This is a genomic window from Candidatus Planktophila sp., assembly GCF_046070465.1.
In the GTDB taxonomy this organism is placed as follows: domain Bacteria; phylum Actinomycetota; class Actinomycetes; order Nanopelagicales; family Nanopelagicaceae; genus Planktophila.
Map to the genome: position 1 here is coordinate 1 of NZ_JBJTMK010000028.1, position 15,988 is coordinate 15,988.

The 15,988-nt window shown below is 48.5% G+C and carries 17 protein-coding genes and 1 pseudogene; 9 read left to right on the top strand and 9 right to left on the bottom strand.

Translation table 11 applies throughout. The features are described 5' to 3' along the window. From ACKOVI_RS01325 to ACKOVI_RS01335, 3 genes are all read left to right on the top strand, one after another. Positions 1-411 (top strand): pyridoxal 5'-phosphate synthase (locus ACKOVI_RS01325; RefSeq protein WP_509602062.1); only part of this gene is annotated, 411 nt, incomplete at its 5' end. A gap of 10 nt (positions 412-421) precedes the next feature. Then, entirely contained in the window at positions 422-1,543 is a 1,122-nt protein-coding gene (gene serC, locus ACKOVI_RS01330) for a phosphoserine transaminase (protein ID WP_509602064.1), read from the top strand. Further along, complete coding sequence (locus tag ACKOVI_RS01335; RefSeq protein ID WP_509602066.1) at positions 1,543-2,718, top strand: MFS transporter; 1,176 nt, start codon at positions 1,543-1,545, stop codon at positions 2,716-2,718. The genes serC and ACKOVI_RS01335 overlap by 1 nt, the downstream gene beginning before the upstream one ends. Here ACKOVI_RS01335 and ACKOVI_RS01340 read toward each other — a convergent pair. Next, positions 2,715-3,968, bottom strand: a complete 1,254-nt coding sequence (locus ACKOVI_RS01340; RefSeq protein ID WP_509602069.1) for an MFS transporter — start codon at positions 3,966-3,968, stop codon at positions 2,715-2,717. The genes ACKOVI_RS01335 and ACKOVI_RS01340 overlap by 4 nt on opposite strands. A 12-nt stretch (positions 3,969-3,980) precedes the next feature. Between ACKOVI_RS01340 and ACKOVI_RS01345 the strand changes: the two genes are divergently transcribed. Further along, a complete protein-coding gene (locus ACKOVI_RS01345; protein WP_509602071.1) occupies positions 3,981-4,181 on the top strand; it encodes a DUF2530 domain-containing protein in 201 nt (66 codons plus the stop codon). Here the strand turns inward: ACKOVI_RS01345 and ACKOVI_RS01350 are convergent. From ACKOVI_RS01350 to ACKOVI_RS01370, 5 genes are all read right to left on the bottom strand, one after another. Next, positions 4,178-4,561: a cold-shock protein gene (locus tag ACKOVI_RS01350; RefSeq protein ID WP_509602073.1), complete on the bottom strand. Its 384-nt coding sequence runs from the start codon at positions 4,559-4,561 to the stop codon at positions 4,178-4,180. The two genes, ACKOVI_RS01345 and ACKOVI_RS01350, sit on opposite strands and share 4 nt — an antisense overlap. Positions 4,562-4,660: 99 nt before the next feature. Continuing rightward, positions 4,661-5,326, bottom strand: a complete 666-nt coding sequence (locus ACKOVI_RS01355; protein WP_509602075.1) for a DUF3027 domain-containing protein — start codon at positions 5,324-5,326, stop codon at positions 4,661-4,663. 71 nt (positions 5,327-5,397) lie between these two features. After that, a complete protein-coding gene (gene groL, locus ACKOVI_RS01360; RefSeq protein ID WP_509602076.1) occupies positions 5,398-7,020 on the bottom strand; it encodes a chaperonin GroEL in 1,623 nt (540 codons plus the stop codon). 147 nt (positions 7,021-7,167) lie between these two features. Beyond that, positions 7,168-7,434 carry a DUF3263 domain-containing protein gene (locus ACKOVI_RS01365; protein ID WP_509602078.1) on the bottom strand — a complete coding sequence of 89 codons (267 nt, stop codon included), beginning with the start codon at positions 7,432-7,434 and terminating at the stop codon, positions 7,168-7,170. Between the two features lie 21 nt (positions 7,435-7,455). After that, positions 7,456-8,943: an SDR family oxidoreductase gene (locus ACKOVI_RS01370; RefSeq protein ID WP_509602080.1), complete on the bottom strand. Its 1,488-nt coding sequence runs from the start codon at positions 8,941-8,943 to the stop codon at positions 7,456-7,458. A gap of 22 nt (positions 8,944-8,965) precedes the next feature. Between ACKOVI_RS01370 and ACKOVI_RS01375 the strand changes: the two genes are divergently transcribed. Next, the gene (locus ACKOVI_RS01375) at positions 8,966-10,216 is read left to right on the top strand and encodes an NAD(P)/FAD-dependent oxidoreductase (protein ID WP_509602082.1); all 1,251 of its coding nucleotides are present in this window, start codon (positions 8,966-8,968) and stop codon (positions 10,214-10,216) included. Next, positions 10,217-10,984 (top strand): alpha/beta fold hydrolase, encoded by a 768-nt coding sequence (locus tag ACKOVI_RS01380; RefSeq protein WP_509602084.1) that lies wholly within the window; start codon positions 10,217-10,219, stop codon positions 10,982-10,984. It begins immediately after the preceding gene. Here the strand turns inward: ACKOVI_RS01380 and ACKOVI_RS01385 are convergent. From ACKOVI_RS01385 to ACKOVI_RS01395, 3 genes are all read right to left on the bottom strand, one after another. After that, on the bottom strand, positions 10,981-11,358 hold the full coding sequence (locus tag ACKOVI_RS01385) for a type II toxin-antitoxin system death-on-curing family toxin (protein ID WP_509602086.1): 378 nt from the start codon (positions 11,356-11,358) through the stop codon (positions 10,981-10,983). The two genes, ACKOVI_RS01380 and ACKOVI_RS01385, sit on opposite strands and share 4 nt — an antisense overlap. Then, on the bottom strand, positions 11,355-11,546 hold the full coding sequence (locus ACKOVI_RS01390) for a CopG family transcriptional regulator (RefSeq protein ID WP_509602088.1): 192 nt from the start codon (positions 11,544-11,546) through the stop codon (positions 11,355-11,357). Before ACKOVI_RS01390 ends, ACKOVI_RS01385 begins: the two co-directional genes overlap by 4 nt. Before the next feature lie 97 nt (positions 11,547-11,643). Next, positions 11,644-12,156 (bottom strand): beta-class carbonic anhydrase, encoded by a 513-nt coding sequence (locus ACKOVI_RS01395; protein WP_509602090.1) that lies wholly within the window; start codon positions 12,154-12,156, stop codon positions 11,644-11,646. Between the two features lie 111 nt (positions 12,157-12,267). Between ACKOVI_RS01395 and ACKOVI_RS01400 the strand changes: the two genes are divergently transcribed. The 3 genes and pseudogenes from ACKOVI_RS01400 to ACKOVI_RS01410 all read left to right on the top strand — a co-directional run. Next, the gene (locus ACKOVI_RS01400) at positions 12,268-13,935 is read left to right on the top strand and encodes a hypothetical protein (RefSeq protein ID WP_509602091.1); all 1,668 of its coding nucleotides are present in this window, start codon (positions 12,268-12,270) and stop codon (positions 13,933-13,935) included. Between the two features lie 66 nt (positions 13,936-14,001). After that, a complete protein-coding gene (locus ACKOVI_RS01405) occupies positions 14,002-15,597 on the top strand; it encodes a hypothetical protein (protein WP_509602094.1) in 1,596 nt (531 codons plus the stop codon). A gap of 175 nt (positions 15,598-15,772) precedes the next feature. After that, positions 15,773-15,988 (top strand): annotated as a pseudogene (locus ACKOVI_RS01410) (tellurium resistance protein TerC); the annotation flags it as partial.

Here is a 15,988-nt window from a genome sequence, read left to right on the forward strand (position 1 = left end):
AACTCAAAGAAGGCGCAAGCCATTAATTTACATTCGCAAGTGACATTGCTCTTTCCTTGGTATGCAATGGAGCGACAAGTAATCATTAGCGGCTTTGCTTCTCAAATAGAACGGATTGAGTCAGAAAGTTATTTTGCTACGCGTCCCTGGTCGTCCCAGATTGGTGCGTGGGCATCTGCACAATCGTCACCGTTGTCAGTTCGCGAAGAGTTGGAACAACGGTATGAAGGTGCCTCAGCTAAATGGCCTGAGGGCACTGAGGTTCCATGCCCGCCACATTGGGGTGGCTTCCGAGTTCTACCGATAAGTATTGAGTTCTGGCAGGGCCGTTACTCGCGTCTGCATGACCGACTTCGCTATGAGCGCGAGAACACAGATTCACATTGGGAGATAAATAGGTACTACCCGTAGAATTGCCTGTATGAGCGTAGAGATTGTAATTCCAGCAGATATCAAGCCACGTGACGGACGATTTGGTGCAGGACCTTCCAAGGTTCGCCCTGAAGCACTTCAATCACTGATCACATCTGGAAACTCTGTCATCGGAACTTCGCACCGACAGAAGCCAGTCAAGAACGTTGTTAAAAATGTTCGCGAAGGTCTCTCTTCACTCTTTAATCTTCCTGATGGATATGAAGTTGTCCTCGGCAACGGTGGATCAACAGCGTTCTGGGATATCGCAACATTCGGTCTGATTGAAAACCGCTCACAGCACTTGGTTTTCGGCGAGTTCTCATCAAAGTTTGCTGCAGCTTCTAAGGAAGCGCCGTTCCTTGGCGAGCCATCTGTCATCAAATCAGAGCCAGGTACGCACCCGGTCTCAGTGAAAGAAGATGGCATCGACGTCTACGCGCAGACACATAACGAAACTTCAACTGGCGTTGCGATGCCCATCAAGCGTCCTGCAGGTACTGATGGAGCTCTTGTTCTCGTCGATGCAACATCGGCAGCAGGCGGATTACACGTTGACGCACAAGAATTCGATGCTTATTACTTTGCGCCACAGAAGTCATTCGCATCAGATGGTGGCTTGTGGCTTTCACTGATGAGCCCTGCAGCCATCGAGCGCGCAGAGAAGATCAAGGCATCTGGCCGTTGGATTCCAGCATTCTTCGACCTTGGAACAGCAATCGAAAATTCACGTCTCGATCAGACCTACAACACTCCTGCACTTATTACTTTAATGCTTCTTGCAGATCAGATTAAGTGGATGAATGAGAACGGTGGCTTGAAGTTCACAACAGAGCGCACAGCTGATTCTGCTTCACGCCTCTACGGTTGGGCTGAGAAGACCAGCTACACAACTCCATTCGTTGTAGATCCAGCACAGCGCTCCAATGTCATCGGAACAATTAACTTCGATGATGCAATCGATGCAACTAAGGTTGCTGCTGCACTTCGCGCGAACGGAATCGTTGATACAGAGCCATACCGCAAGCTTGGTAAGAACCAGCTTCGTATCGCAATGTTCCCAGCAATTGATCCTGCTGATATCGATGCGCTTACTGCATCGATTGATTACGTGGTCAGCCAGCTCTCGTAATGGCGGCGAAACTTCATCGCGATGGTTTCTTCTGGACCATCGCGTTACAAACTGTTGTCGTTAACTTCTTTCTCGGTGGCTTTGGCCCTGCTCAGCCTTTACTTCGTGCAGATCAAGGGACATCACTCAAAATTGCAGGTCTTCACGGAACGGCGATGGGTATTGCATCTATCGCTGCCGGCCTCACCCTTCCGTGGCTTGCCCACCGTTTTGGTCGCGCAAATGCTGGCTGGATTGGTCTGACAATCTTCTCTGCTGGGTTGATTGCACTCGCAACGGTCCAACCAGTACAACTCACCATTCTCGCGGCCCTTGTTACTGGCTATGGCTGCTCAACCGTCATTAACTCTTTCGTGGTTTCACTCAACGGACACTACGGTGCGATGGCGCCTCTGGCTGTTGCACAGGCAAACGGCATTGCATCTGCCGGTTATGTTTTCGGAACATTTACTATCGGAACAATCGCGCGCACCGCTCCAGATTTCTGGCGTTTAGGTTTGATTCTTATCCTTCCTCTGGCGCTCTATCTCTTCTTCTTCCGCCGCATCAAGAATGGTGACGCACACACGCCAACAGGTGATGGCCCACAGAGCGGAAAGCTTTCCAAGGCTTACTGGCTTACCTGGCTTGGCTTTGTTGCAACAATCTCCACAGAATTTGCGACATCATTCTGGGCGGCAGCGCTTGTGCAAGATCGCACTCAAGCATCGGATGCAATTTCAGTCATCGCAATCATGGCGCTTGGTACAGGTATGGGAATCGGTCGCTTCTTTGGCGGTCGCATTCTGCATAAGCTCTCATTGGACCACCAATTGATCACAATTCTTCTCATCCAGCTATTCAGCTTCTTCGGAATCTGGTTCTCTCACAGCCTTGTTATGAGCTTGGTGGCGTTGCTCTTTAATGGCCTCGGTATCTCAATGCAGTTTGCACTGACATCGCTTCGCATGATTAGCCATAGCGATGGTCGTCCAGATCTTGCAATTGGTAAGAGCTCGCTGGCGGCAGGTATTGCCATCGGTGGAGCACCATTCTTGCTTGGAGTCCTTGGTGATAGTTACGGTATTTCACGCGCATATTTGATGGTTCCAGCGTTGATTGCTTTCGCAATTGCAATCGTGGTGCTTGTTCCTTCTCATCTGTCACACGAAGAGCTCGACCGCCTGGAAGCTTAAGAAAGTACTTCTGAAACTCTAAAGTCTTGTGGTGGCTCGACCTTCTTATTAAATACTGCCCAAATCACCAGGGCGGCAATCAGTGAGACTGCTCCGCAGAATGCAACGGTTTCTCGGACGCCGATTGCTTCGGTGAGATATCCAATTAAGAGCGAACCAAATGGCGTACCGCCCATAAAGATCAAAAGGTAGATGCCCATAACGCGACCACGTACTGCGTGATCTGTATGCGTCTGCACATATGAGTTAGCGGAAATCAGCATAGTCAGCGCTGTGATTCCGCAGAATGGAAGCCAGAGTGAGTACCAGGTGTAGGTTGGTGCAACCGAGAGAATCAGAACTGCGATTGAAAATACAACGCCGAGCTTGATAATAAATCGCGTTGTTCTAAATTTTTCAAGTCGCGCGCTAAGTAGTGCGCCTGTCAGCGATCCAATTGCAATATAGGTACCGAGTAAACCGTAAGAAGCTGGGCCTTTGCCAAATTCACGAGTGGCCATCAGTGCATTAAAGATTTGGAAGTTAAGTCCGAATGTTGCCGCAAAGAAAACAAGCAACATCACGACATAGAGATCGGGGCGAGCAAGGGCATATCGAATACCTTCACGCACGGTGCCGAGAGTCTCTTCTTTCTTCTGGATAAAGAAGTCTTTCTCACGCATTGCCATCAGCGCAGCAATCACAAAGATGTATGTCAGACCATTGATAATGAAGGAAGGCCCCGTACTAAAGCGAGCAATTAAGAAGCCTGACATAGCAGGACCCACGAGGCGACCGGCGTTGAAGTTAGCTGAATTCAGGCTTACCGCGTTAGCTACATCGGAATGCCCTACGAGTTCGGATGTAAATGCCTGACGAATAGGTGCATCAAGTGCGGTAACAACACCAAGGAACGCTCCCCCGACAAAGACGTGCCACAACTGAATGTTGTCGGTGATGACAAGGAGTCCAATAACTATCGAAGAAAGCCCAGCGAAGAAGTTGGTTGCAATCAGTAACTTGCGTTTGTTAACGCGATCGGCCAGCGCACCGCCATGAAGACTAAAGAGCAATACTGGTGCGAACTGGACTGCAGTTACAGCGCCAAGTGCTGTACCGCTGTTATTAGTGAGTTCGAGAACAAGCCAGTCCTGTGCAACACGTTGTGCCCAGGAACCGATATTGGAGAGCGCATTTGCAGGAAAGAGGATGCGGAAATTGCGGTGGCGAAATGAACGCCAATTTCCGTTCTTATCTACTCGGCTACGCATTACTCTTCTTCCATGTCATCAGGCGAAAATTCATCGATTAAATCCGTTGTCACTCTAGTCTCAATCGGAACAATCTGCTGGATGGCAGCAGGTGTGATTGCACTCGCTGCAGGCGCAGATGCGAAATACATCTGGACCTGCGTAGTGGGTGCTGCTTTAGGAGTTGCTGGAATCCGCTACTCAATCCGTCGCAATCGACGAAGTGGTATTTAAGCCTCGAGCTGAGAAGCGATTCCGCGAAGAACACGACCGAGGCGCTCTGCCTCTGCACCTGATGGGTGGCGACCATGGCGAAGACCATTGCCCACCTTGTCGAGAATCTTGATGGTGTCTTCAATCATTGCAGCAAGATCATCGTTGCTGATACGTGAATTCTCAGCGAGAGATACTGGTGCATCAACAATATGCACTGACATCGCCTGAGGACCTTTACGCGAATCGATAACAGAGAACTCAAGCTTTGTCCCTGGCTTTACTGTTGGCACGCCAGCAGGAAGAGCTGTTGCTGCCAAATAAACATCTTCTCCCTCATCTGATGCGATGAAGCCGAAACCTTTTTCGAGGGAGAACCATTTCACGCGACCTGTAGGCATAGTCGTTACTCCTTATTGTGTTTCGTTACGGTACGGCCGCGGGGATGCGGGCAGGGGGTCGGTTCAATGGCCTTGGCCATGTGAACGCAGGTGCATAGTTTAACCTAGAGTGGCTTCGCTATGCGCGCCGCATCCGTGGTCAACGGAGACCACGCGAGCGTCATCGGGCGCGATTGCGTTGGCACACACGCCGAATGATGAGCGTAATGAGCCGGCGAGAGGGACGAAGAAGCCACATGAATGACATGGTTTCGGCGCTTGCTCTGCCAAAGGTGATGATGGGCCACGTTCGGATGCATACCAACGCTTTGATGCTTGATCGCGACCTTCGATAGAAAGTACGCGAGGACGCATCAAGCTAAGATCAAATACTTGTGTTGCATCGAGATCTTCATCTTGTGGGAGTGCAGCAGCACCTGGAACAAGACGGGTGTCATCGAGCAAGCTGGGAACAATCACACCAGGTGTGATGTCTTCAGGCAGGATGCGATCGCGATAAGCAATGTGATCAGGTGCAAGAAGTGAATCCGGACCTGGAAGCACGACGACGTCACAAATTGTTGGTGCTGATTCTTCATCGACCTTTGCAACTGTAACGCCCCAACGCCAACCTTTGTAACCTGCAATCTCTGCGCCAAAAAGATAGGTTGCGATGCGATTATCGTCGTCATATTCGACCGAGATAAATTCACCAACCTGTGTCGCGAACTCTGCCTCGGCAAGAGCGGCGTCACGCGCGATTGATTGAGCATCAAAGGTCTTCATGTTCTAAGGGTAAAGCAGAAAGGGCCACCGATACTAATCGGCAGCCCCTTCGTACGCTTAAATGGGTTTCTTTAGAAATCCATATCTCCACCAGCAGCTGAAGGTGTCATTGCACCCTTTGGCTCTGGCTTATCTGTAATCACTGCCTCTGTTGTAATAAACAACGCTGCAATTGATGCTGCATTCTGAAGTGCAGAACGCGTCACCTTAGCTGGATCGATGATGCCAGCCTTGATCATGTCTACATATTCTCCTGAAGCTGCGTTAAGTCCGAAGCCTGCTTCGAGATGGCGAACCTTCTCTACAACAACTCCGCCTTCAAGTCCTGCATTCACAGCAATCTGCTTAAGTGGGGCTTCGATTGAGATTTCGACGATGCGAGCACCGACGCCTTCTTCACCTTCGAGCTTCAACTTCTTAAATGCTGCTGTCGCTGCCTGAAGAAGTGCAACGCCTCCACCGGCAACGATTCCTTCTTCTACTGCTGCCTTTGCGTTACGGACAGCATCTTCAATGCGGTGCTTGCGCTCCTTGAGTTCTACCTCAGTTGCAGCCCCTGCCTTGATAACAGCTACGCCACCTGCAAGCTTTGCCAGGCGCTCTTGTGCCTTTTCGCGGTCGTAATCTGAATCTGTCTTCTCGATTTCGTTGCGAATCTGGTTAACGCGACCCTTGATCTGGTCAGCATCTCCAGCGCCTTCAACGATTGTTGTCTCTTCCTTAGAGATAACAACCTTGCGAGCGCGACCGAGAAGTTCAAGGCCAGCTGTTTCAAGCTTGAGGCCAACTTCTTCAGAGATAACTGTTGCACCTGTAAGAATTGCAATGTCCTGAAGCATCGCCTTGCGACGATCTCCGAATCCTGGAGCCTTAACAGCTGCAGAACGGAATGTTCCCTTGATCTTGTTAACAACCAAAGTAGCAAGAGCTTCGCCTTCAACATCTTCAGCGATGATGGCAAGTGGCTTACCTGACTGCATTACCTTCTCAAGCAATGGAACGAGATCCTTGATTGAAGAGATCTTGTTGTTGACGATCAAGATGTAAGCATCTTCAAGAACTGTCTCCATGCGATCTGTATCTGTTACGAAGTATGGTGACAAGTAACCCTTGTCAAAGCGCATACCTTCTGTGAGCTCGAGCTCGAGTCCAAATGTGTTTGATTCTTCAACAGTGATAACGCCTTCTTTGCCGACCTTATCCATCGCTTCTGCAATCATCTCGCCGATTGTTGTATCAGCTGCAGAGATTGATGCTGTTGCTGCGATCTGTTCCTTTGAATCTACTGACTTCGCCATTGCGAGAAGTTCGGCAACGATTGCTGCAACTGCCTTCTCGATACCGCGCTTAAGCGCCATTGGGTTTGAGCCAGCAGCGACGTTGCGAAGACCTTCGCGAACAAGCGCCTGTGCCAAAACTGTTGCTGTTGTTGTTCCGTCGCCAGCGACATCATCTGTCTTCTTAGCAACTTCCTTGACGAGTTCTGCGCCAATCTTCTCCCAAGGATCATCGAGTTCGATCTCCTTAGCGATTGATACGCCATCGTTGGTAATAGTTGGTGCGCCCCACTTCTTCTCGAGGACGACGTTACGTCCGCGAGGTCCAAGGGTGACTTTGACTGCATCCGCTAGTACGTTCATTCCGCGCTCTAGTCCGCGACGGGCTTCTTCATTAAAGGCGATCTGCTTTGCCATCTAATTACTCCTCTTATATGGAACTTGGATATGTGGCTGATGGGTTATCACTCTCAGCCGGTGAGTGCTAACGCCAAGGGTAGTTGGGAGTATTCCCTCGCGCAAAACGAAGTTTTGAGCGCGAGGGGGTGGCGCAAAAGGAGATATTTAGCGTGCGGAGCGAGCTTGCATGCGGGCCTCACGGAGGCGGCGCAGGCGCTTTACCAGCATAGGTGATGCCTCGAGAGCATCGTCGCGATCGATGAGATCGTTGAGGAGCTGGTAATAACGAGGTGCGCTGAGGTCAAAGAGCTCCTTGATGGCAGTCTCTTTAGCACCTGCAAAGCGCCACCAGTTACGTTCGAAATCGAGGATACGGCCCTCAAGGTCGGTAAGTGTTGATCCCTGCGTGCTTGGATTTTCTAGCGCTGACATATGGCTCATCCTAAACATGACCTATGACAAAGTGTGGGATTTACGTGCAGCTTTCACAATATTGCGGAGCATCGTCGGAAAGATAAAAAAGTGAAAGGGTGAGACGAGATACCAATAAATCTGTCCACCTAAACCTCGTGGTGCAAAGAGTGCGTCTTGAGTCACAGTTGTCACTCCATCTTTTTCTTCCAGATTAAATTCAAGCCACGCTTTTCCGGGAAGAATCATCTCTGCATATAGTCGTAGCTTCTTCTCTCGAACCAAATCTTCTACCCGCCAAAAATCTAAACTATCTCCGATTCTTAGAGTTTGTGGATCGCGGCGACCGCGACGTAGACCAACTCCACCCACCATGCGATCGAGTAGTCCGCGCAAATACCAAAGCCAATCAGAACCGAACCAACCATGATCGCCGCCGATGCTTTCAATCTCTTGCCAGATAAATTTCAACGGAACATTAGTTGTGATTTCGCGATGATCTTTAAGTGTGAGTTCACCTGCCCACTCTGGATCGCTCTGTGCCTTCTGCCATGGCGCGGTTGGATAGGCAGCATCTGACCAACGAGTCGCAACTTCATTATTCTCAGTTCTACTCAATGCTAATTCGATCGCTTGGGTGACTGTTAATAATCCTTCTTCTGGTTTAGGAATAAGAGAATCAATGCTCTTTGCCGGATCGACTACAACTTCACTAATCAAAGATTCGACAAGTGGGCGTGCTAGAGATGTTGGTACCGGTGTAACGAAACCGATCCAGAGACTTGAGAGCTTTGGTGAGAGGACTGGAACCTGAACAATGACTCTCTTAGGAAGGCCAGATATCTTGGCGAACTTCTGCATCATCTCGGCATAGGTCACTACTTCTGGGCCACCAATATCGCGAATCTCATTTACTGGCTCCACTAATTTCGCCGCAGATCGCAGGTAATAAAGAACATCTCTAACTGAAATGGGTTGGGTGCGATTAGAGACCCACTTTGGTGTTGTCATAATCGGTAGTCGGTGAGTGAGGTGTCGCAACATTTCAAAGGATGCCGAACCTGATCCGATAATAATCCCGGCGCGAAGCTCGAGAACAGGTGTGGTACCAGAGGCAAGTTCAGTACCGGTATTCATCCGCGATGTCAGGTGGCGACTGCGGTTTTCGTCATTTGCGATTCCGCCCAAGTAAACAATCTGCGAAATATGTGCTCGCTCTGCAGCTTGGGCAAAACCTCTTGCCATGGCAGATTCGATATCGCCAAAGTCAGTAGCAACGTTAATTGAGTGGAGTAGGTAATAAGCAGTATGGATTCCAACAAGCGCGCGATCAAGGTCGGCCGGATTGCTGGCATTGCCTTCTATGACTTCTACATCGGAAGACCAGCTTTGACCAAGAATCTTCTTCGCATCGCGAACAAGTACGCGAACTCGTAAACCATCACTGAGCAACGAGCGTACAAGTCGACCACCGACATAGCCGGATGCTCCGGTTACGAGATAGATGCGCTCTTGATTCTCACTCTTCATATATGGAGCCTAGACTGAGCCCATGAGCACTTCTACTCCAAAGCGATCAACTAAGCCACGAGTCGTAATTCTCGGCGCCGGTTTTGGTGGATTGACTGCTGCTCGCGCACTTGCCGGTAAGGCTGAGGTTGTCGTCGTTGATCGCCACAACTTTCAGACCTTCTTGCCGCTTCTCTACCAGGTCTCAACTGCAGGTCTTGCAGCGGATCACGTTGTCCACCCTGTTCGCGGTGCACTTCGTAAGACTGATGTGAAGTTCCGCATGGGTTCACCAATCTCTATCGATCACAAGAATAAGACTGTGAAGTTAGATTCATCAGAACTTCTCGAGTTTGATCACCTCATCATTGCGCTGGGATCTGTCACTGCAGATTTCGGCGTTCCAGGTGTTTCAGAAAATGGCCTTGGAATGAAGACAGTTGCCGAGGCGATTCAAATCCGTGCAGAAGTAATGCGCCGCTTCGAAGACCTCGCCCGCTTTGAAGATGAGACTCGGCTTTCAATCGCTGTCGTTGGTGGCGGGCCAACCGGCGTCGAAATGGCAGGCGCACTCGCTGAACTCAAGCGCGGACCACTGCATAACGATTTGGCCCACGCTGCTGAACATATCGATATCTATCTCATCGAGGCTGGACCACGAATTCTTCCGATGTTCTCTGAGAAGTTATCTGCACGCGCAACTCGCGATCTGCAGAAGCTTGGTGTCCATGTTCGCACCAGCACAGCGGTACGTGAAGTAAAACCTCGCCAGATCATTATTAAAGATGGGGAACCTATTCCTGCGGAGGTAACTGTCTGGGCTGCCGGTGTAAAGGGTGAACCAACATCTGCCTCTTTGAATTTGCCGATTGTTGGTTCTCGCGTAAAGACAGGACCAACGTTGCAGGCAGAAAACTATCCGCATATCTGGGCGATAGGCGATATCTCAGGTGCACTCAATCCAGAAGGTCGTTTCTATCCAATGGTGGCACCGGTTGCGATGCAGCAAGGGCGCTTCGTTGCAGAACAGATTATTAACCTCGCCGCAGGTAAGCCGTTGCGCGACTTTAAATATAAGGACAAAGGATCCATGGCAACAATTGGTCGCCACAAGGCAGTTGTTGAAGTCGGTAAGTTCAGCATGGTCGGTGCACCTGCATGGTTCGCTTGGTTATGGCTCCACCTCTTCTATCTTCTTGGAGGGCGCAACAAAATTGGCACTATGGCCGATTGGACCTGGAACTACCTCACTTTCGATCGCGGCAATCGCCACATCATGGATTCACTCGACTAAATGCGCGAGGGATATATCGACCTCCGCGGTCATCAGGTTTATTCATACGAGTGGGATAACAATGGCGATGCGCTTCTTCTTCTACATGGTGGCTTAAGCCAAACATCTCACTTTGATTTCACGGTTCTTCCTGCAATTGAAAATACTCATCACGTTTTTGGTTATGACCGCACTGCCCATGGTTACACCGGTGATCGCGAAGGCAGCATGCACTTTGATTTTCAATATGAAGAAGCGGTCGCATACTTAGAAGATGTCGTTAAAGAACCAGCACACCTGATTGGCTTTAGCGATGGCGCAATCATCGCTCTGATGGTTGCAATGCGCCGCCCTGACTTAGTGAAATCAGTTGTTTCATTCGGTGGAAACTTCCATTACAGCGGCACGCTTCCACTCCCTGAATGGGATGGGTTTGTCTCACCCGAAGATCGTGAAGAGCATGCTGCTACTTCTCCTGATGCTCCAGAAACTCTCGACCACAAGATTGCCAAGATGTTTACGATTTGGAAGACAGAGCCGGACTTCACCGTTGCCGATATCGAGCAGATCAAGTGCCCAGTCCTTGTTCTCGTGGGCGACGATGACGTTATCTCGCATAATCACTCTGTCTTGATGTATGAATCAATTCCTCAAGGCCGCCTTGCAGTAATCCCTGGCGCTTCTCACCAAGCCAATAAAGAAAAGCCTGAAATCTTCCAAATGTTTATTCGCGATTTTTTGAGCAATCTCGATTACCCGCAGACCAAGATGCCAATGCGCCGCGCCTAAATATCCTTAATCTTAAGGCGTTTTGCAATTTCTTTAACATCAACTTCTCCTCGAGCAATCTCAAGAACCAACTTCTCTGCTGCATCCACTTTTAGTGAAATTTCTCTCCCATTCAGTAAGCAGAATGCTCGGGTTGCAGACCATGCAATTCGTTTATTGCCATCGATCAATGGATGGTTACGAGCAAGTGAGTGCATTAGGGCTGCTGCTTTCTCATCAAATGTCTCATATGCATCATCACCGAAGACGGTAGTGCGAGGTCTTTCAGCAGCTGACTTAATTAAGCCTTCATCCCTAATTTGCATATCAGGGATGAGTGCAGCAGCTATTTCAACGATGTCATGAAAATCTAAGTAATCGATCTCTTTGCTCATTGCGAAAGACGTTTTAATAGTTCAGCATCTTCAACACGAATTCGCTCAATAATTTCATTGAGGCGTCGTTGTCGCTTTGATGTGTATTCATCTACAGCGGCCAAAGCGGCTTCTTGCATGGATATTCCTTGGCTCTCTGCAACTTTCCGCAGCGCCTTACTTTGCTTATCTGAGAGTCTAAGTGTCATAGCCATAATTGTATGATACCAAGGTGGTATCAAAAATGGTAATTAATAATTACTTTAAGTTAACGTTTCGGTAGAAATTCCTGCATAGTTATTTGAATCAACAATCAATCGGAGTAATTGAACCCGTCTTAACGTCATAGATTGCGCCGCCTACCGAGACACCTTGGTTTAGAAGAGGATAAGAGCGAACACGATTAACGTCCTTAGCGAGTGCACCAAGTTGATCGTTTGTTGTCCGGAATTCAAGTGAAGATGTATTGACACCAAATTCGGCGTCAATCTTTGCGTGAATCTCTTCTTCGGTATTTTCCGCCATACGACATTCGGTGTGAGGCATGATGAAGATGCGATTTACGCCCAAAAGATAGGTAGCAAGAACGAGGGTACGAAGCACGTCCTCAGTGACGCGAGCACCTGCATTGCGGAGAATCTTGGCATCGCCTGAACGCATGCCGACTACAGAGAGCGGGTTAATGCGTGAGTCCATGCAGGTCACAATCGCCAGGCCCTTTTGAGCAACTCCGGTGAGGTCTGAATACTTAAAAGTCTTAATGTATTCAGCATTGGCCTCAGTGAGGTCATGGAAGGCATCTGCAGGAAAGGTGCTCATAGTGGTCAAATCTTAGGATGACCACGGATTACGCGCTGGTTTCCTTTCTGGCATGGCGTTATTGAGCGTAATCTCTGCATAAATTAACTCTTAGGGCTCGGTGATACCGACATGAAGCGATACCTGATAACCGCCCTCGTTCTGCTTGTGCCCGCAACCACGGCATACTCGGTAGATATCCCAGAAGAGCAGAAGTTCATCATTCGGTACTCACAGGCATCGGATCCCGCATCCCAAGGTGAACTCTTCGATGATTTGGATTCATGGAGCGCTATACCTTCACAGCTTCAAATTCCGTTCGGGGAAATGCAAAGACTTGGACTCACCACTGGAGTAGTTTGCGACTCAGTTGAAGATTCAAAATGTGCACTCTCGAAAATTATTAACGTGAGTGCTTATCTGCCCACCTGTCTTGATTCCACTTCACAGTATTGTGTAGAAGATTTTTGGGCAATTAAAGATGGAATACGGATAAACGGAATCTTTAAATATCAATACCCAAATGTGAAAACCTTCGGGCAATTTGATGCCGAGCCTAAATATGAGTTACCTGCTGGAGGAGCTGCGGGGCTTTGGCAACTGCCAGGTCTTCAGCATTCAGGTGGTGGCAATTTCTATCGCGTTAATGCTCAACTACTCGGAGCGTTAAACCGAAAAAGTACTGACGTACCATTTGAAAAATTTACTCCTTATGAACTTTGGTCTTCAATTAGTGCAGTAAGCGAAGTCGATCTCCCAGGAGCTGTTGCACCGCTGGCATGGAGAGAAGGTGGGGCTGGGTCGGATACAAAGCCACGTACCGCAACTGGAAGTCAATGTGTGGTCGCAAGCGTTGATAAATGTCTTTTAGCTTGGCCACTGGATCTTGAAATCTCTTATGGAGTTAAGGTTCGAATGGCACATCCAATTGTGGGGTGGCTTCACGGACGTCTTAACTCGCCAAACTTTTCAGTAGAAATAACTCCTGACGGCAAATTCCACCTCACAATGCAGGGTAATCCGGTGAAAGTCCCAACAGTTTTTGCAATCGCACCTTGGAGTGAACTCTCGGATTCGATGAAAGCTCGATTTGGCGGGAAACCAAGTGGATGCTGTGGCTCAGGAGAACATTGGTATGAATCTGCCGGCCGAAATCAACGAAGTGAACAGATGGTTCAGGATCTCAATTCGTGGCTTCCCTTTGTAAAAGATACCGCCAGCGCAGTTCCTACCTATTGGATTGTTCGAACCGTTTCTGGCGGAGGGGCAGATTTGAATCAAGAGAAGTGTTTTAAATCGGGTGACATCAGTGGAGTTGTGACCACAAATGCCACTGCGTACACATCCGGTGCCCCGGTTTTCAATAAAGACTCCCAAAGTTTGGATTATCAAGTTGCTTCGCCACATTATGCTCCAGATGGGCGAGTCAATGTCGGAAATTACAATCTACAAATTAATTCTAGAGTTGCACGATGTCTATATGGCTTCACCAGTGCACCCGTTAGCGCAACAGTCTCAGTCATTTCAAGTAATGGTGAAAATCAGGTAGCGACAACAACTTTGAAAGAGAAGGATGGCTGGATCTATCTCTCAGCGGCCGGCTTTACTTTCTCGAGCCCAACAGTTCGAGTTAAGTTGACTCAGGAAGCTCCGGTTACGAAACCTTCATCCGATGCTACTTCAGCATCGCCGAGCGTCTCGAAAACATACAAGAAGACCATTGTTTGTATTAAGAGAAACTCCACTAAACGCATTACCGCAACGAATCCGAGGTGCCCAGTTGGATATAAAAAGAAGTAGTGCATATGACTTGTTGGGGACGCAATTTCATGCATAAAGTTGTTACGTCGGAAAGGATGTAAAGCTATGAAGAAAATTCTCATAACTCTCCTATTTCTAGCACTCCCTATGAGTTCTGGATTGGCTGCAGATCTTCCCGATGAGCAAATGAATATCATCGAAAATGTCTGGGATAATCTTCGTACTCAGGCAGAATTATTTGATGATTTAGACCCATGGAGCGCCAGCCCTTCACAAATACAAATTTTGGCAGAAGATCCTGCTGCTGCATTTCCTAGAAAAAGTGTTCTCTGCTCATCAACGAAAGATCCAAATTGCCGAGCTGCGACTGAACTTGGTGTTCGTGCCTACTTGCCTACCTGTATCAAAAGTGAGGATCTATATTGTGTAGAGGAATTCTTTGCTGTCAAAGATGGCGTAAGAATTAATGGAACTTTTAAACAGCAATATCCGATAGAGAGAGTTAAGGGGTATTTTGAGGCTGAACCTAAATATGAGCTTCCCGCAGGAGGTTCAGCGAATCTATGGGAGCTCCCAGGAATCATTCATGCCGGAGGAACAAATCAATTCCTTGTAAATGCCCAGCTCTTTGGGGGTCTTAGACGTAGTAACGTTCAATCCAAATATGGAAATATGGAAATTTACCAAGTCTGGTCCTCTATAAGTGCGGTGCAAGAAATTTCCTATCCAGGAGCGCGCGCTATGAATGCATCTGATTTAGGTGGCGGTGATGGTCGTAATGGAGTGGATAGGTATTCAAAGTCTGCAAAATGTATTGCGACTTCTTTTGACCATTGTCTTATAGCTTGGCCACTTGATGAATCAATTTCATTGGGGATCACTCTTCGCACGCCCCATACATTCTCTGGATGGCTGCATGGAAGGTTAAACCATCCTGATATTAAAACTAGTCGGACATCTGATGGTTTCTTTCATATCACTTTCGCCGGGTCACCTACAAAGGTTCCAACGGTTTTTGCAAGCATTCCGTGGTCTGATGTGAGTGCGGCTATGAAAAAGCGCTTCGGTAGTTCTCCTAGCGGCTCCTATCATGATGGTGATAAAGGCAGTGCAATGGTGACAGCAGGTCGCTACCAGAGTAGCGAGCAAATGGTCGAAGATTTGAATTTGTGGCTTCCGGTGATTAAAGATAAAGCAACTGCTACGCCCACTTACTGGATTGTTCGAACAATCGCAGGCGGAGACGGTAAAGGATGTTTTAAAGATGGCAGGGTAAACGGCATTGTCACAACAAATGCGACTGCTTACATATCGGGTGCGCCATTCTTCAATGAAAAGTATCAGAGTCTTGATTACAAAGTTGCTTCTCCTCATTACGATGCAAATGGTCGAGTAAATGTGGGTAATTACAATTTGCAGATAAATTCAGATGTTGCCAGATGTCTCTATGGATTTACGAGTGCACCTATTGGCGCAACCGTTTCAGTTATTTCTAGCAACGGTGAAAATCAAGTAGCAACCACAACTCTGAAGGAGAAGGATGGTTGGATCTATCTGACCGCCGCTGGTTTCACATATTCGAGCCCTACTGTCCGGGTGAAGCTCTCACAGAAATCGACCACCGCGTGCACAAGGGGAGCGAGCGCCAAGAAGACTTCTGCAACGAGCGCCAAGTGCTCAGCAACCCCGAAGAAAAAGTAGCGTGCCAAGTTGCATGGAGAAAGCTTTTCCCTCATGATTACGCCATCAAGGGGAGTATTCCCAACGCTAGGTGTCGTCAATACGTTGCGAAAGCAGCCGGTGCCTTGGTCGAGATTATTCGGCGGAAGAGACCTTGTGTAAACGCTCTTTGGAGCCATACACAAGGGAGTCTCGAATGAACGTCACAACATATGCATGGATTGCGCTGCTGGCTTTCGTCGGCGTAATGCTTGTTATTGATCTTTTTCTCCATCGCGATCATCAAGTAATCACTTTTAAAGAAGCTGCTTTCTGGTCCTCCATCTGGGTGGCCTGCGGCCTGGCAGTGGGCGGAGTCATTTGGTACTTCAGCGGTAGCGACTTCGCGCTGCAGTACTACAGCGGTTATTTC

Excerpts from the sequence above, each read along its gene's own strand:
- ACKOVI_RS01370 (WP_509602080.1), bottom strand. The coding sequence starts at position 8,943 with ATGAAGAGTGAGAATCAAGAGCGCATCTATCTCGTAACCGGAGCATCC.
- ACKOVI_RS01335 (WP_509602066.1), top strand. The coding sequence starts at position 1,543 with ATGGCGGCGAAACTTCATCGCGATGGTTTCTTCTGGACCATCGCGTTA.
- ACKOVI_RS01355 (WP_509602075.1), bottom strand. The coding sequence starts at position 5,326 with ATGAAGACCTTTGATGCTCAATCAATCGCGCGTGACGCCGCTCTTGCC.
- ACKOVI_RS01380 (WP_509602084.1), top strand. The coding sequence starts at position 10,217 with ATGCGCGAGGGATATATCGACCTCCGCGGTCATCAGGTTTATTCATAC.
- ACKOVI_RS01400 (WP_509602091.1), top strand. The coding sequence starts at position 12,268 with ATGAAGCGATACCTGATAACCGCCCTCGTTCTGCTTGTGCCCGCAACC.
- ACKOVI_RS01345 (WP_509602071.1), top strand. The coding sequence starts at position 3,981 with ATGTCATCAGGCGAAAATTCATCGATTAAATCCGTTGTCACTCTAGTC.
- ACKOVI_RS01340 (WP_509602069.1), bottom strand. The coding sequence starts at position 3,968 with ATGCGTAGCCGAGTAGATAAGAACGGAAATTGGCGTTCATTTCGCCAC.
- serC (WP_509602064.1), top strand. The coding sequence starts at position 422 with ATGAGCGTAGAGATTGTAATTCCAGCAGATATCAAGCCACGTGACGGA.
- ACKOVI_RS01405 (WP_509602094.1), top strand. The coding sequence starts at position 14,002 with ATGAAGAAAATTCTCATAACTCTCCTATTTCTAGCACTCCCTATGAGT.
- ACKOVI_RS01375 (WP_509602082.1), top strand. The coding sequence starts at position 8,966 with ATGAGCACTTCTACTCCAAAGCGATCAACTAAGCCACGAGTCGTAATT.
- ACKOVI_RS01350 (WP_509602073.1), bottom strand. The coding sequence starts at position 4,561 with ATGCCTACAGGTCGCGTGAAATGGTTCTCCCTCGAAAAAGGTTTCGGC.
- ACKOVI_RS01385 (WP_509602086.1), bottom strand. The coding sequence starts at position 11,358 with ATGAGCAAAGAGATCGATTACTTAGATTTTCATGACATCGTTGAAATA.
- groL (WP_509602076.1), bottom strand. The coding sequence starts at position 7,020 with ATGGCAAAGCAGATCGCCTTTAATGAAGAAGCCCGTCGCGGACTAGAG.
- ACKOVI_RS01395 (WP_509602090.1), bottom strand. The coding sequence starts at position 12,156 with ATGAGCACCTTTCCTGCAGATGCCTTCCATGACCTCACTGAGGCCAAT.
- ACKOVI_RS01390 (WP_509602088.1), bottom strand. The coding sequence starts at position 11,546 with ATGACACTTAGACTCTCAGATAAGCAAAGTAAGGCGCTGCGGAAAGTT.
- ACKOVI_RS01365 (WP_509602078.1), bottom strand. The coding sequence starts at position 7,434 with ATGTCAGCGCTAGAAAATCCAAGCACGCAGGGATCAACACTTACCGAC.